This window comes from Leptolyngbya sp. FACHB-711 (genome assembly GCF_014695615.1).
Lineage (GTDB): Bacteria > Cyanobacteriota > Cyanobacteriia > Elainellales > Elainellaceae > Leptolyngbya_A.
In genome coordinates this window covers 1-15240 of the sequence record NZ_JACJOR010000324.1, presented here as the reverse complement: position 1 = coordinate 15240, position 15240 = coordinate 1, and the positions used below count along the sequence as shown (strand labels likewise).

Below are 15240 nucleotides of genomic sequence, written 5' to 3'. Positions count from 1 at the left end.
TCGCAGTCATCATGATGCAAAGAAATGTAATGGCTGCCAGCCCTCCAGCCGCTAAGACATCGGCTCCCATTCTCCCCATCATGACGGTATCAGCAAAGCCGGTCGCAGATTGAGCAACTTGAGCACTGGCAAGGGGAACCGCTAACTTAAAAAACTCGCGTACTTCAACTAGAAGATCGTTCTTTTGGATTTTGATAACTGTCATAATGAAATCTCCCCACTTCTCTAATCACTAAATTGCAGCCGATCGCGCCTCATCAACTTTCAACGTCGTTCCTGAAATGAATTTGGCATCATCTGAAATGAGAAATGCAACAGTTTTTGCCAGTTCCGCATAGGTTGCCGGACGACCCCACATCAAATCACTGGGAACATCCCATCCCGCTAATTCCTCCAGGCTATCTACCACAAAGTAAGGGGCAACACAATTCATGCGGATATGGTCGCCCCGGTAGCGTTGAGCATACAGCTTGGTAAATCCTTCCATTGCCGCTCGCAGTGTGCCGCTAAATGGTGTTCCAATGGAGGGTTCTTGAGAGTCACAGGCAGAAATATTAACGATCGCACCACCGCCTTGCTGACGCATTGGCTCTGTCACCAGACGAGCTAATCGCACCACGCTCAAAAACAACATCTCAAAGTTCTCCAACCACAGATCATCAGAAATCTCTAACAAGTCAGGTCGGGGTGGATCACCAAAGCTGTTCACTACTGCATCAATTCGCCCAAACTGGTTCAGCGTTGTTTGTACTAAATTTTCCAAATCCTGAGCGTTGGATAGAGAACCCTGAACAGCAATCCCACCTAATTCTTGTGCTAAATCCAGGATGCTAGGGGATCGCGCAAACAACGAGACAGCATACCCTTGAGCGGCTAATTCTCGCGCACAACCTGCCCCAATGCCACGACTTGCTGCGGTGACAATGACAACTTGCTTGGAACTCATTGCTTTATCCTTTGTTACACTTTCATCAAAATATCCTTTGCCTCACTAGAAGAAAAAGCAGTATTTTGGCAAAACATTTGTGCTTGACCGGAATAAATGCTGAATGTTCTCAATCAACTTCCCGAACTGATCGCCTTTGTCGAAAGCGTAGAGTGCAATAGCTTCAGTGCGGCTGCCCAATCGCTCGACACCACTCCCTCCGCCATCAGCAAGCGAGTTGCCAAGTTAGAAGACCGATTAGGGGTAAGACTGCTGCACCGTACAACGCGATCGCTTAGCTTAACCGCAGAGGGAGCGGCTTATTACGAACGGGTGTCCCGCTTACTGAGAGAACTCGACGAAGCCCATGATCTGGTCATTTCCAAAGGCAAGCCACGCGGCAAGCTGACCGTCAGTACATCGTTGGATTTTGGGCAGTGGTTGCTCATGCAATCGATTCCAGAATTTTTAGCCCAATATCCAGAGATCCAGATTGACTTACGGTTGAGCGATCGCAGGCTTAGGTATCACTCGCTTACTTGGTTTTCAAGTGAAACAAGAAGTTGATCAAGAGCAACTAATTCTGCTGTTTCCCAATCAATCATTTCCTGGTCTTGCAGTTCATGCGCTGTTTACTCATCAGCGTAATCTGTCGCCACGAGTTCGAGTTTTCCTTGAGTTTCTGAATGGTTATTGCAGACAGTTTTTGGGAGAGATGGAGAAGAACTTGAAGAAGATGGCATGAAGAAGATAGAACCAATCAGAAATAGAACGCCCTCCGATAAGTGCAGCAGAGACATAAATGAAAAATGTTGAGCAGCCTCAAACATTGAATCAATGAGAAACAGGCTAGAACCAATCAAAAATAGCCAACTTGCAATTAAGATTCGCTTTTCCACGCTACTTCTCCTGATTGCCTTGGATAACACCTTGTTAAAAAATCGATTACAATGACACATTAAGGGAATCTACAAGCCCTGGAATACTTGAATTTTGCCCGTTTGTCAAAATCTTGCTGTCAGTTTTGGAATGACTCAAAACTCTTATGGCAAAAGCATCCCAGGTTAGTAGCACCTCTCTACCTAAATCAGACATTCCCATCCCGGTGATGTCTAGTGAATCGCTTGGCTGGCAACCCCTGCTGGTTGAGGAATTTCAGCAACCGCCTGGGGGAACCGATTTACCAGAAGCCTGGGTTGGGCATTCCATCGCGCTTTGTTTGGCTCCTCGTCCCCATCGCATTCATCAAATGGTGGGCGATCGCTGTTACACTGGACTCTACTCTAAAGGCGATATCTCCATTACTCCGGCAGACATCCCTGCATCCTACCGTGCCGAAGGGGATGATCACTATCTCCACGTCCTAATGCCTGCCCAGTTTCTGCAATCCGTTGCCCAGGAAGCAGCAGTTAACCCTGATCGCCTGGAACTGGTGACAGAATTTCGGGTGCGCGATCCTCAATTAGAGCAAATTCTGCTGCTGCTAAAAGCAGAACTCTACAAAGGAGGTGGTGGAATTGGGCGGCTCTATGCTGAATCGTTAGCTAATGTGCTAGCAGCTCACTTGTTGCGGGAGTATTCCAGCGATCAACCTCGTGTCACACAGTACGAGGGAGGATTGGGCGATCGCAAACTTCTACAAGTCTCAGAATACATTCATGCCCATCTGGACCAAGACATCAAATTAGTTCATCTTGCCGATGTTGCGTCGGTGAGTCAGTTTCATTTCAGCCGTTTATTCAAGCAGTCTACAGGAATCTCTCCACACCAATATTTGCTGCAACAGCGAGTGGAGCGAGCCAAGCAGCTGTTAAAAACATCGCAATTGGCGATCGCAGAAGTTGCGCTTCAGTGTGGATTTAATAGCCAGAGCCACTTGGGTAAGGCGTTTCGAGAAGCAACCGGCATGACTCCTGGTAATTACCGTAAGTACTAAATTAAGAGCGTTATTGCCAGCTAACTGAGGTAAGAACTGCTAAAAAATATAGTTGGTCATTCTAGGATTTTGGGTTTGATACAAAACTATTCAGCATAGGTTGGTGTGTTGTAATTCGCTTCAACAATTTCAAAACCTGCTCGCGTTAGTATTCCCTCGATGATCCATCCATAAGTACTATGCTCTTCACGTACATGTATCTCAAAGTCTTTGGTTGCCCACCCTTCGCCGTCTGATTTGGCAACCTGTTTGATTCAGTTATTGATTGACGATTCATAATCTGCGGGTGCAAATGGGAGGATGACATCTCGCAAATAAAACTTACCGTTCGGCTTCAGCATCGTGGCAATTCTCAAAAAAGCCGTCATCTTCCAAAAATCGGGCAGAATGTGAAGTGCATTTTTGGTGACGACGAAATCGGCTAATTGATCTGGATGCTTGCAGCTCAAAAAGCCTGCTTGATGAAACTTGATCGTGGTAACGCCTGCTTATTGGGCTTTGTTTTGAGCATAAGTGAGCATCGCTTTCGAGATATCAACCGCATGAACAGAAGCTCCTGTAAGCGCAGATTGAATGGCAAAGTTACCTGTACCCGCACCTAAATCGATAACTGTATGTTCTGCAGCAATTCCTAATCGTGATGAATGAACGATTGTAGTGCCCTTTCTGCATTCTCTCTGGGAATTGAAACGCCTCGACTTGGCAAAAAGCGAGTTACTTCAGGATCAGCCCAGATGGATACAAGCGCCTCCAAATCTAAGAATTGAAGTGGACGCATCGTAAAACCGTCAATTTGTAAGACGGTTGGATCAGCAGGATTGCTCATTGCCATATTCCAAACATCAATCACACCTTAACACTGCTGCCTCAATCCATCGCTTAGGCAGGAGTTGTCAGGCACAGCAGGTTTTCAACAATGTTAAGCTAGCTGTTAAACCGATGTTGTCAAGTACTACTTGACAAGTTGTTTCTTAGGGATGTAAAGTAATACTTGACAGCAAATAGGCGAAAGGATGAAGAATCGGCTGAAAGAGCTTCGACAATTACGCCAATGGTCACAAGCCGACCTCGCCAGAGAACTAGAAGTAAGCCGTCAAGCGGTCAACGGGTTTGAATCGGGTAAGTTCGACCCAAGCTTGGATATGGCGTTCAAAATTGCCAGTTTGTTTCAGGTCTCGATCGAAGACGTTTTCATCTTTGAGGCAAAGAATTCAATGCAAACATTATTTGAACGAGTCAAAAATTTCTTCGGTTTTGAGTTTGGGTTTGAGCGGTTCACAGAACAGGCAATTCATGCTATCACCTTCGCTCGAAACGAAGCCCTACGGTTGCAACAGTCAGCACAGGGCACAACTTCGCAGGAACCGCAGGTTGAACCAGAACATTTGCTAGCTGGCTTATTGGCTGATCCAGCAGCAACGTCTGCTCAATTACTGCAAGCGAATGGTGCAACACTGAGAGCCATAACTGATGAGCATAGTTTTGAACGAGGTGAGAATCTCAAATTGAGTTCACAAAGCAAGTTTGTCCTGGAGCTTGCTTTACAGGTCGTTCGGCTTCAGGGCAAGAAGTCGATTGGCACAGAACATCTTTTATGGGGTTTGATGCGGCTAGCTGATACCGATAAGACCATTCAGACTGATTTGTTTCACCGTTACGGAATCAATCTTGAAGCTTTGAATCATCAACTCATAGAAGTCATTTGAGATGGGTACAAATGATATGAGCGCAGAGTGCGATCGATCCTTGTATTTGAGTGATTCATTCACTCAGGCATACCAGCGTTGCCTCCAGGAAGGATTTTCTCAGGGAGGAGGTTACGTCCGCGATTCAGTGAATGCGATGAGTGCGTGGTCGTTTGCGTTGGAGAATATCACGATTCCTGTAGACCTCTGGTATGACGGTTTAGATACCAGTCCTGTTCACTCCCCCGATTTTAGCGTAACCCTCGCTGCTCACTTGCCACGGCTACCCATATCCTTGATCCTAATGAGGGAGGCTCCATTCTGTGGACGCGATCGCACGATATTCTATCAAAGCTGAAATCCCCTGTGTCAGTATGAATAGCATGATCATTGATGTTGTCGCCTGGATTTGCATCAGGGATAGACAGGTTTTATGTGCCCGGACAACGGGTAACGATGTGTTCTATCTGCCTGGTGGAAAACGGGAGAAGGGTGAGTCTGACTGGGAGGCATTGCGCCGAGAGGTTCAGGAAGAACTTAATGTCAGCCTGATCGCTGAAACCTTAACAGAAGTAATGGTCGTGCAGGAGGTTGCTCATGGCTACACAGAACCAACTCAGGTGACGATGCGCTGCTTTGGGGCAGACTACAGGGGTGAAATCATGGCAGATTCTGAAATTGAAGCGATCGCGTGGCTGAGGTACATAGATTTAGACCAATGTGCTCCAGCTACGCAACGGGTACTGGAGTATTTGTATAAGCAGCAATGGATTGATTAGGCGCGATTACCCCGTAGGGGGAACTGCTTCGCATCGCTTACAAGCGGTAGCTACTCAACATCATCCGCCGTTTCGACCAGCACCAACTCTACGTTTGGATAACGGTTTATCGCTTCCACCAACCAGTCAAAAACCGTGGGTCCCTTTTCTCTCAGGGCTGCTCGTAGTGCCCAGGCGGTTTTAATTAACGCAGTAGGAGGACAATCCCGTAACTGTTGCAGCAGTTGGCGAACAGTCTCGTCATAACCTAAAGCTGCTCTCGCATAGTCTACTTCTCGCCATACTAATCGGAATGAATCAGGTAAGCATCCATAATCACCTCGAAGTACAGCATGGAAACCATCGAGGTTCTTATCCCAGGGTTGTCCTGCCAGCAAAATCTGTTCCACTTGGTTGTAGAATGCCTCCAGTGTGGTGGTGCGACGACCATCAAGAATATACTCTGGTTTTAACTCATTGACTGTATGCAATAACCAGCCTTTCTTCCTCAACTCAAATGTTTGCTCTAGACAAAGTTCATTCTTGAATACAACCTCCTCAGAGCTTACTAAGTTCATTCCTAATCGTGTCAGAAGATTAATTGATGGATGATTGCGGCTATCTGTGATGCCAATGACTTTCGTAATATTTCCAGGTTCGAATAATGAGCAAAGCAATGCTTGAATCGCTTCTTTTGCATAGCCATTACCTTGTTCTTCTCGATGTAGCGTAAAACCAATTTCTACTGTTGTTGTATCGTGCTCACTTACCTGTATCCCAATATCACCAATCAGTAGATTGGATTGCTGGAGAGCGATCGCAATTTGAAACCATTCCCCTGGAATTCCAATTGGAACTGTACTCATTTCATTGATGAAAGCGATCGCCTCATTCTCTAATAGCATTGACCAACTTTGGAAGCGGGCAACCTCAGGGTCATGCCGGTAGGCAAGGAAGCGATCGAGATCAGTCTCAGTAAAGCGCCGAAGCGTCAGTCGTTCAGTTTGTTGGGGAAGAAAGTGTTCTGGAAATGACATCGCTCTTCAGCATCCTGATGACTACGAGTAAACCACACGAAACCGCTCGCAAACCAGCAGCATTTGAGGAGTGGGCTGCTTACCGATTTGAGGTAATCCCCGTGAAAAATACCTCCAATGTTCCTCTCTCCAGGATTCCAGGGAACGGTCATCCTCACCCTCTTCATAGGCAAACTGTGCGTCCACCTCATTAAATGCTCGGAGTGTTACTTCTGTCGTTTCAATAATGCAAAGAGGGCGATCGCTTCCATCCAGCACAATTGTTTTAGAACCTATTTTAGGGGGTTCGCTACTCTCTGCTTCCCATTCCCATACGGTTGAACACGCTGCCATTTTAACTCCTTTGAGAATTAAACTTTGAATTGTTGTAACGCGATCGTTCGATAAGATTCTTCGTTAAACCCCATTACCATTTGTACTGCGAGAGCAGGCTCCTTGGCATTTAAAGCTTCTTCAACCATTTGCCAGAGGAGTTCCCGTTGCTCGAAGCGATTGGGCATTGTTTCTACAGCCTCGCGCGAAAATTGTGCGGCTTGGTTAGCGCGGCTCGTTTCCCCCTGAAAGGCATAGGCTTGAGCAATGAGGAACCAGTTATAAGCCTTCAAGTTAGGAGACTGAAGATCAGCGTTGATTTGCCCCGCCTGTAGCAACTGTGAGATAGATGGATTTTGGACTCCCGAAAGCACGAAATAAAAACGAACTGCATCATTCAAGGCTTGTTCTCGCTGGCTATCATTAGGAATCGTTTCCGCAATTTGCTGAAGTCGAATGACAACGGCTTGTGCCTGAGCGTTTTGACCTGTGGCATGATAGTTCACCACCATTTGAGCCAGCGTGGAAATGTATCCAGCTTGGTGGGGCTGATTCTGGATAATCTGGAGGGCATAGGCTGGGTCAGAAGATGCTGCTGCAACTGCAATGCGTCCAATCATCCAATCCTGTTGAGCAGGTTCCAGGCTTTGTGCTAGGGTCAAGGCGGCTTCTGCAGTTTCCTGCATTTGCGGTTCCGCGCCTATAGTTGCATAGGCTTTGACGATCGCCTCCATTCCTCTAAGCTGCTGCAATGGTTCTGTAGCGGTGCTGTTAACTGTCCTTAAACCCGACAGCATTTGCATCGCTTCTTCCTCATCCCCCGCAAGGAAAAACATTTGAGCCACTTCAGCCATCGGCACTACTGTCCAGAAGGGGAAAGATGACGACCGCTCACTTCCAGGAAATTGACTGATCAGATTAAACGCGCCTTCTGCCGCTGCTTGTGCCTCCTCACGCTGTTGCAGTTGGGCATATAATCGGGCAATCGTTCCCAGATACCGCACCTGTTCTCGCACCGAATCTTGATTCTGAACCTCTAGAGTTTTAGCTGATTCAAGCGCCTCATTTAACACTGCCCTGGCTCGATCGGATTCATTGAACGCCAGATAATCCTGAGCAATCTCTAGCAACAATCCTGCGTTAGAAACGGTGACGTAGGTATTGCGATCGTAAAAGATAGTCATTTTATCCACAGTGCGAGCTACAGCCAAAGCTTGATCTAGCATGGCGATCGCATCTTGAGGTTGATTAACCTGCCGGTACTGTTGAGCGATCGTTTGCAGTGCATTGACGCGAGCCTGTTCCTGAAGGACATTTGCAGCTTGCATTGCCCGATCGTACTGTTTTGCTTTCGCCGCTTGCTGAACGATCTGTTGCAGGGCTTCTACTTTCAGGTCAGGCATATCGCCAAAGGGTTGCAGGATTCCATCTGGCACCTGTTGCGTAAGAGCGATCGCTTCGTTATACCGTCCAACATCGGAGTAGACGCGGGCGATGATGACTTTGGCATGAGCCTGTTCATACCCGGTGAAGCTGTTGGTAAGAGCTAGAGCGCGATCGAAGGCTCCGACCTGGGCGAAGTGACCTGCCCACTGAGCGAAGACCTGCGATGGCTGCATTTTGGTTAGCTCATAGGCTTCGGAAAGAATGCTGACGGCGCGTTCTTTTGCTCCAGCTTTAGCATAGGCAAGAGCGACTTCTATCCAGAGCTGAACTCGGCTGCTTGGCTCTGGAATCTGACTGGCAATCTGGTAAGACAGGTCAGTCTTGCCGCTGCGCCATGCCCACCGTGCTAGGGTTGAGAGCAGGGATGATTTTTCGTTAGGGTCTGTGATCTTTTCTGTGAATGCCAATGCATCTGTGAAGCGATCGGTGTTGATATAGCTTTTGAGAATGGCATCGCGTGCTTGGTCGCCGTAATCCTGTATAGATTGGCTGAGGGCAATTGCCTCGCTAAACTGTCCTTGCTCAGCCAGATAAGAGACCACAGGAATTAAGGCTTGGTCACGGGATGGAGCAAACTGAATTTTCTCGGCAAATTGCTGGGCTGTCTTAATCTGTCCGGCATTCAAATAAGCTTGGACGATTGCAACTTCCGCATCCGTCCTTACAGGCACACAGCACCCTAATGAAGGCAGGGAGTTATAGCTCATGCGGTTGGTGATAGCGATCGCCCAATCGTACTGTCCCAGTTTTGCTAACTCTGCTGCAATGGTGGCAAAGAATTGGTCAAGGGTAACGGAATTGGAGAGGAGCGCGGTGATTTGTTCAGCCTGGAGTAAGGCTTCTGTCGCTTGAGCAACTTGACCATTGGCGGCATTGCGCCGGGCTGCCCGAATTAGCTCCCAGGCTTGAGCAGCAGGGCTTGACTGAGGACTGACTTGGGCGATCGTAGGGACAGAATGATCCCCTGACAAGGCAGACAAATTTGGAATTGCTTCTGCGGCAGCAGGTACAGCAGCAAACAAACTGACAATGATGGGCACCATCCAGGGCTGCATGACAGATCTCTCTGATTCTACGGTGGTTTCAGATGGAAAATGGAAGAGCATTATTCGCAATTACACTAAAGCATAGATACATCATTTGAGAGGCTTTTTGAAATGCTTTGCGATTTTTCTAGGAACTCATACTGAGTAGTTAGGCTTCATCAGCAGTAAGATTAATTCCAGAATGGCTTTTAGATTTAGGAAGGACATTGAAGTGTATCGCGCAAGTCTGGATGATGGGTGAAATAGGGAGATAACCAATTGCAGCCCTGCTTTAATAGGCCTGGCAATTCAGGCACTTGCCAGTGATGGATCGTATTGTTATTTCCAACGGTGAAGATTGTTTGACCATCTTTGCTGAAGCTGATGTTGTGTGTGCCCTCAGAAACACTCATATCGCTCAGCAACTGTCCATCTAGTGTCCACAATCGCAGCTCAGTGCTGGCCAGGGTGGCAAAGCTGCGGCGATCGGGGCTAAATGCAATTCTGAAGATAGAATCGGTGTGTCCTGTAAAATCGCTGAGGAGCTGTCCCTGGCGGCTCCAGACTTTGATATTGCCGTTCATCCCTGTGGTCACAAAGTATTGTCCATCGGGGCTGAATTCGATCGAGTAGGCATCTGGTTGGGTTTGCTCTAGCGTTTTAACAAGCTGTCCCTGAGCTGTCCAGATTTTGATTGTTCCTTCTAAGCCAGTTGTGACTAGGTGTTGATTATCTGGGCTGAATTGCAGAGCGATCAGAGCTTGATCGTGAGCTTTGAAGCTTGCTTGTCTTTGCCCATTAGAAGACCAGATTGTTAGGGTGCCAGTGCCATCGGCTTGTCCTGCTGCAATCCATTCTGCATTGGGGCTAATCCGCAGTGCGTTAATCGATGACGTAGAAGAGAGCCGAGTTTGTAGCAGCACCTTTCCCTCACGATTCCAGAGATGAATCTGATTGTCGGTGGTCGCAGCGGCGATATGGCTTCCATCTCGGCTGAGGGCAAGGGAACTGACGTAAGGAAGGCGACCCTTCAGTTCTTGCAGCAGTTGTCCCTGCGGATTCCACAGGCGAATTAGCCCTTCCTGTCCGGCGATCGCAATCACCTGCCCATCCTGGCTGAACTGTGTTTGCAGGTAGGATTGTCCGGAGGTATCTAGTGTTGTTAGTCTCCGTCCTGCGGTATCCCAGAGTTGGGCTTTGCCCTCGGCACTGATACCAATCACGCGATCGGCTGCTCCGTTGACATCGGTGGATGGCATAAAGTCAGACGAAGTTCCCTGTAGTGGGTAGTAATTGAACGATTGCAGGTTCCATTCCTGAATCGTTCCAGCGCTTGAAAACGTGAGCAGACGATTACCCTCTGGAGAAAACCAGGCGTTGAGAATTCTGCCCTGCCCTTGCATCATTGAGACGATTGGCTTAACCGCTTTAAGCTGTTGACCCAGGTAAATCTTGCCAGAGAAATCGCTAAAGATAAGGTGATTACCCTGAGGACTGAGATGTAAATTCGCTTCCACTGGCGTAATGGTTTGGGATTTGGAACGGTTACCAGGAACCCTGGGAGTTTGTTGTTTTCCCTCAGGTGTCCAGTAGGTTACGTCTCCATTAATTGTGATCGCTACAATTTCGTTGCTCGAGAGGAATTCAGCATCCGCGATCTGTGAATGTGCGACATTGCCATTGCCCGGAATTTTGATTTCACCAAACCGATCGCCGCTCAACGTCCACACTTGACCAATACCGTCCATCCCAACCGTTAGTAGATGCTGATTATTGGGACTCCACTGCATCTTCAAGTGAGGAGAGGCTTTGAAGCTAGCTAACGTTTGACCGCTGCGGGACGCAATTTTTACATTACCCCGCTCATCGATCGCCGCTAAATATTGCCCATTTGGACTGAACTGCACCGCATGAATATTGCCCTCAAACCCCTCCAGCTTAAACTGGTAGCGTCCCTGAGATGACCAGACATCGACTGCCTCAACACTAGCCGCCGCCAGCCGCTCATTATCAGGACTAAATGCCAGACCGAACACCGGACGATTTTGAGGTTGTTGCAACTCTCGCAGACGATGCAAAGCAGTTCCCCCTTCGGGGTAATCACCCTGTCGATCCCACAAGCGAATTTTACCGTCAAAGCCGGAGGTTGCGAGCAATTGACCATCTGGGCTAAACGCCATCTCCAGTTCTGTGCCACCATGATCACCCAACGTTGCAATTTGCTTTCCCTGAGTTGTCCAGAGTTGAGCGGCGGCATGAACTCCTGCGGAGGGAGATGCAGAAGCTACTGCGACGAGTTCTCCATCAGGGCTAAATTCCACCGCCCCCAGGTTAGCCGGAAAACCTGTTACCCGATTCTGTTCGCGAATCTGGCTCAAGACCTGATGCAGTGCTCGAACGGGGCTGATCGCTGGATACTCAGCCCAGGGACGATTGCCCCTCACCAACTGGTTTAGCGCCTGCCCAGCCTTCATCGCAGAAACTAGAGCATCCAGTTCAGAGGTTTCAAACTGTCGTAAAACGGTCATTCCCTGTCGTTCCAGGCGTGTGCCTGCTAGGGCAGTTTGCTGTTTTTCCAGGGCATTCTGGGCAAACAGAGCCGCGATCGCCGCTCCCACAATTGAAGCCACTAGCACGACTAATCCGATGCGAATTCGCCGTTTAGCCGTTTGATTGGCTTGGGTCAGGATTTGATTGGCTCTGGCAATGCTCTCTTTCTCCTGTTTCTCGATATCCCAGCCAATCTGAGCTTCCAGTTTCTCTAGTTGAATCGTGCGATTCTCAACGGCCTGGCTCGCCGCTAAAAACTGGTAGTCCTCATCGCTCAAACTCTTACCTGCTGACCAATCTAGCGCCTCGCGCAAGGCTTGTCCTCTCAGCAGGCGGGAATCATCCTGGCGATCGGAGTTTAGCCAGGCAGCGATCGCCTCGTTGTAAATCCGCAGCTTGTCAAGCTGCTCACCGACCCAGATTGGATCAAACACAGTTGCGTAAATCCGGTTTGCAACCCATAGCCTGCCCTGACGCTGCACCACCAGACCCGACAGCTTCAACTCCATCTGCTCCCGCGAATCATCAGCAGGAATGGATTGACTGGGAGACAGCAAAATCTGCTGATAAAGCCCTAATAATCGTCCTGCCCACTGCTCATTCCGAAGCAGGCGATCGCGAATTGTTTTCAAGTGTTCGGGATAGTCTTGTGCTTCCCAACGATCGATAATCCGCGTCCTGATAAGAGCATCAACAGAATGAGTCATACAATTCTGTCCAGCCTGTTCACAACTCCATTCCTGAACAATTAATTGACAGACTCTTTGCGTTAAAAACGGTTGTCCATCCGTCCATCGTAAAACTTCGCGTAACGTTATCTCAGGATCGGGCACAACACCTTTGAATCCTTCCGCTAAAACTTGGGCTTCGTGTTCAACAAAGCCATACAAATCGATCGCTCTACCAATGTTAAAAGGGGTGCGATTGATATCACTAATCAGATCGCCAGGAGTTGCAACACCTAGCAGCGCAAAGGTGAGCCGACGATAGGCAGCATGGTGTGCTCGCTTGTTATAGCAGGCGCGAATCAGAACAAAAAAATCATCGAGTGAGTCTCGAAAACTGAGAACGCTGTCGATTTCATCAATGAAAACCACAATCGACTGAGACTGTTTTAATAAAATCTCTTCAATGAGTTGGCTTAGCCGCTGCACCGGAGAGAGGGAACTGCGATCGCGCCACCAGGTCATAAACTCCGCAGCATTAAACAGGCCTAGTTGGCTCACCAGCTTGTAGGCAACGCCGCCGTACCACTGCTCCAGAGACACCTGATTGCCAATGTCAGAAATATCGATCGCGACACAGGCAATTCCCTCCGCCTGCAAACGATTCATCACCTGTACCTGAAGGCTGGATTTCCCCATCTGACGCGAGTTCAACACATAGCAAAACTCACCTGCCTTCAGCCCCTCATACAAATCGAGGTCAGCCTGCCGCCTGACGTAGGTAGGAGCCTGTTCGGGTAAAGTGCCGCCTGCCTGGTAATAGGGATAGTGAGCGACCGTTCGATTGGGATGTGCTGTCATAGTTAGTTAGACAAGAAATGAGGGAAATAGATTCTGGGAATCTGTGGTTATCTCCTATGAAAGTTGAGAGGTTAGTGAGTTCAGGCAGGAAAACTTTATGTTGCAATCAAGTTTTCATCGACTTTATTGAGCTTGACTCCTATCCTGCACCAAAACAGCGATCGTCAAAGCATTGAAGAAGGAGAATTGTGCCGTCCTAGATGTTCGTCCGAAACGGGTAAGTGACGGCTATACTACCGGGGTTTGTTCCATTCGTCATAATTGAAATTGCCAACACGCTGAGATTCTGTTTTGTTCTCCCCTTTGCCCTGACTATGCCGCGATCGCTCAAACTCCGTCAGTCCTGTATCTCTGACATAAAGCTGTCTCTATTGCGAAACGGATTTCCCAGCCAGCGGCTCCTCGCTGAGCAGCTTGAGATTGCCCAATCAACGGTCAGTCATTTTCTCAATGGCAAACCCGTAGATTTCGTTAATTTTGTAGAACTTTGTCAAGCGTTGGGGCGGGATTGGCGCGATCTCGCCGACCTAGAAGCAGAACCACCCGCGGAACAAACTCAGCCAAAGTTGAACGGGCAGGACAGTACTGTAACCATTTTGATTAGCGGTGATGCAAGCTGTGCTGAACTGATCACGCAGCTTCAGCAGTCGTGTGCCCAAACTCGGCATCAAGTGGTGACCCCCTCCACGCCTTTGCTATCTGCCGAAAATCTGCAATTCTCGGATTACTGGCTGTTGCTGTTAACAGAACAATCCATTGCTAGTGAAGCAACTCTAGCAAACGTTCAGCTTGCCAGGGAATTGCAGACGAAAAGGTGCCAGCCTGGAATTTTGCCGATACTGCTCAACTTACCCTGGATGCAGCGATTACCGTTTGATTTACTGAGCTATTTGCAGGACAGCCAACCGTGGCAATGGCAGCTATCTGAATCATTTACCCGATTATCATCAGCTCTGTTGGAGGTTTTGAAACAGCGGCGGATGACTCTTCCGGCTAACCATGAGCTTGCCATATCTTGGAGACAGCTAACAACGCCTACTGACCAATCACCTCTTCCACCTCTCCCCAGCGCAGCTCCTGAAATCCCCGGTGGGCAAATCGATCTCGAATCGCAGTTTTATATCCAGCGACCTCCGATCGAGACATTATGCTACGAAGCGATCGCCCAACCCGGGGCCCTCATTCGGATCAAAGCCCCCCGCCAAATGGGCAAAACCTCCTTAATGGCTCGCATTCTTCATCAGGCAAAACAGCAAGGAGCGCGGGCTATCCCCCTGAGCTTTCAGCTTGCTAATCAGCGCAGCCTGACCAACCCCGATACGTTTCTCCAGTGGTTCTGTGCGAGTGTAAGTTTAGAATTGGGACTGCTTGACCCTGACCAACTGGCAAGCCACTGGCAACTTGCTCCCGTTATTGGCAGCAACCAATGCTGCAAAGCCTACTTTGAACAGTATTTGCTGCCGTCTCTCTCCACTCCCCTAGCCCTGGGCTTAGATGAAGTCGATCGCGTCTTTGCAAACCTCGAAATTGCTGATGATTTTTTTGGGCTATTGCGTGCCCTCCATGAAGAAGCAAAACGGCGAGAGATTTGGAAGAATATTCGTCTGATTGTCGTGCATTCCACAGAGGTTTATATTCCGCTTGATATCAACAAATCTCCGTTTAACGTCGGGCTACCGATCGAGTTACCAGAATTCACGGTGCCTCAGGTGGAGGAATTGGTGCAGCGTTATGGTCTTGCACTCTCTCCTGAAGCTATCCAAGCCTTAATGGAATTGATTGGAGGACATCCGTTTTTGGTGCGATTGGCACTGTATGCGATCGCTCACCAAACTCTGAGCTTTGATCAACTCCTGCAAGAGACCTTCATAACAGGCAGCATTTATGCAGATCATCTGCGTCGCCACCTCAGCAATCTCGAACGCAATCCGTTTTTAATGCAAGCATTTCGGGACATTGTTTTGCACGAGACCCCCGTGCGGCTTCCCTCCGAACAAGCCTTTAAACTAGACAGTATGGGGCTGGTTAAATTAGTAGGGA

At 48.5% G+C, this 15240-nt stretch carries 13 protein-coding genes and 2 pseudogenes; 7 read left to right on the top strand and 8 right to left on the bottom strand.

Annotated features, from left to right (window positions below; all coding sequences use genetic code 11):
- Nucleotides 1–205, bottom strand: a pseudogene (locus H6F80_RS13250) (MATE family efflux transporter); the annotation flags it as partial.
- A gap of 27 nt (nucleotides 206–232) precedes the next feature.
- Entirely contained in the window at nucleotides 233–946 is a 714-nt protein-coding gene (locus H6F80_RS13245; protein ID WP_190792012.1) for an SDR family oxidoreductase, read from the bottom strand.
- Nucleotides 947–1042: 96 nt separating this feature from the next.
- Here H6F80_RS13245 and H6F80_RS13240 point away from each other — a divergent pair, with 96 nt between their 5' ends.
- From H6F80_RS13240 to H6F80_RS13230, 3 genes are all read left to right on the top strand, one after another.
- Nucleotides 1043–1492, top strand: a complete 450-nt coding sequence (locus H6F80_RS13240) for a LysR family transcriptional regulator (protein ID WP_190792011.1) — start codon at nucleotides 1043–1045, stop codon at nucleotides 1490–1492.
- Complete coding sequence (locus H6F80_RS31310; protein WP_190792010.1) at nucleotides 1476–1670, top strand: hypothetical protein; 195 nt, start codon at nucleotides 1476–1478, stop codon at nucleotides 1668–1670. The genes H6F80_RS13240 and H6F80_RS31310 overlap by 17 nt, the downstream gene beginning before the upstream one ends.
- Nucleotides 1671–1970: 300 nt before the next feature.
- Nucleotides 1971–2861, top strand: coding sequence for a helix-turn-helix domain-containing protein (locus H6F80_RS13230; RefSeq protein ID WP_190792009.1), 891 nt, complete (start codon nucleotides 1971–1973; stop codon nucleotides 2859–2861).
- Between the two features lie 254 nt (nucleotides 2862–3115).
- Here H6F80_RS13230 and H6F80_RS30785 read toward each other — a convergent pair.
- Together H6F80_RS30785 and H6F80_RS13220 are read right to left on the bottom strand one after the other, a co-directional pair.
- Nucleotides 3116–3490, bottom strand: a pseudogene (locus H6F80_RS30785) (class I SAM-dependent methyltransferase).
- Nucleotides 3491–3492: 2 nt separating this feature from the next.
- On the bottom strand, nucleotides 3493–3711 hold the full coding sequence (locus H6F80_RS13220; protein WP_190792008.1) for a GNAT family N-acetyltransferase: 219 nt from the start codon (nucleotides 3709–3711) through the stop codon (nucleotides 3493–3495).
- A gap of 163 nt (nucleotides 3712–3874) precedes the next feature.
- Between H6F80_RS13220 and H6F80_RS13215 the strand changes: the two genes are divergently transcribed.
- Genes H6F80_RS13215 through H6F80_RS13205 form a run of 3 tightly spaced genes read left to right on the top strand, consistent with a single transcriptional unit; the run spans nucleotide 3875 to nucleotide 5325 of the window.
- Nucleotides 3875–4567 carry a helix-turn-helix transcriptional regulator gene (locus tag H6F80_RS13215; RefSeq protein ID WP_190792007.1) on the top strand — a complete coding sequence of 231 codons (693 nt, stop codon included), beginning with the start codon at nucleotides 3875–3877 and terminating at the stop codon, nucleotides 4565–4567.
- Nucleotide 4568: 1 nt separating this feature from the next.
- On the top strand, nucleotides 4569–4904 hold the full coding sequence (locus H6F80_RS13210) for a hypothetical protein (protein ID WP_190792006.1): 336 nt from the start codon (nucleotides 4569–4571) through the stop codon (nucleotides 4902–4904).
- Between the two features lie 16 nt (nucleotides 4905–4920).
- Complete coding sequence (locus tag H6F80_RS13205; RefSeq protein ID WP_199296548.1) at nucleotides 4921–5325, top strand: NUDIX hydrolase; 405 nt, start codon at nucleotides 4921–4923, stop codon at nucleotides 5323–5325.
- Between the two features lie 50 nt (nucleotides 5326–5375).
- Here H6F80_RS13205 and H6F80_RS13200 read toward each other — a convergent pair whose 3' ends face one another.
- The 4 genes from H6F80_RS13200 to H6F80_RS13185 form a co-directional block, all read right to left on the bottom strand.
- A complete protein-coding gene (locus tag H6F80_RS13200) occupies nucleotides 5376–6341 on the bottom strand; it encodes a GNAT family N-acetyltransferase (RefSeq protein ID WP_190792005.1) in 966 nt (321 codons plus the stop codon).
- A gap of 21 nt (nucleotides 6342–6362) precedes the next feature.
- Nucleotides 6363–6674, bottom strand: coding sequence for an ASCH domain-containing protein (locus H6F80_RS13195; RefSeq protein ID WP_190792004.1), 312 nt, complete (start codon nucleotides 6672–6674; stop codon nucleotides 6363–6365).
- Nucleotides 6675–6691: 17 nt separating this feature from the next.
- On the bottom strand, nucleotides 6692–9154 hold the full coding sequence (locus tag H6F80_RS13190) for a tetratricopeptide repeat protein (protein WP_190792003.1): 2463 nt from the start codon (nucleotides 9152–9154) through the stop codon (nucleotides 6692–6694).
- 185 nt (nucleotides 9155–9339) lie between these two features.
- Nucleotides 9340–13200 carry an AAA-like domain-containing protein gene (locus H6F80_RS13185; protein WP_190792002.1) on the bottom strand — a complete coding sequence of 1287 codons (3861 nt, stop codon included), beginning with the start codon at nucleotides 13198–13200 and terminating at the stop codon, nucleotides 9340–9342.
- A gap of 314 nt (nucleotides 13201–13514) precedes the next feature.
- Here H6F80_RS13185 and H6F80_RS13180 point away from each other — a divergent pair.
- Nucleotides 13515–15240 (top strand): AAA-like domain-containing protein (locus H6F80_RS13180; protein WP_190792001.1); only part of this gene is annotated, 1726 nt, incomplete at its 3' end.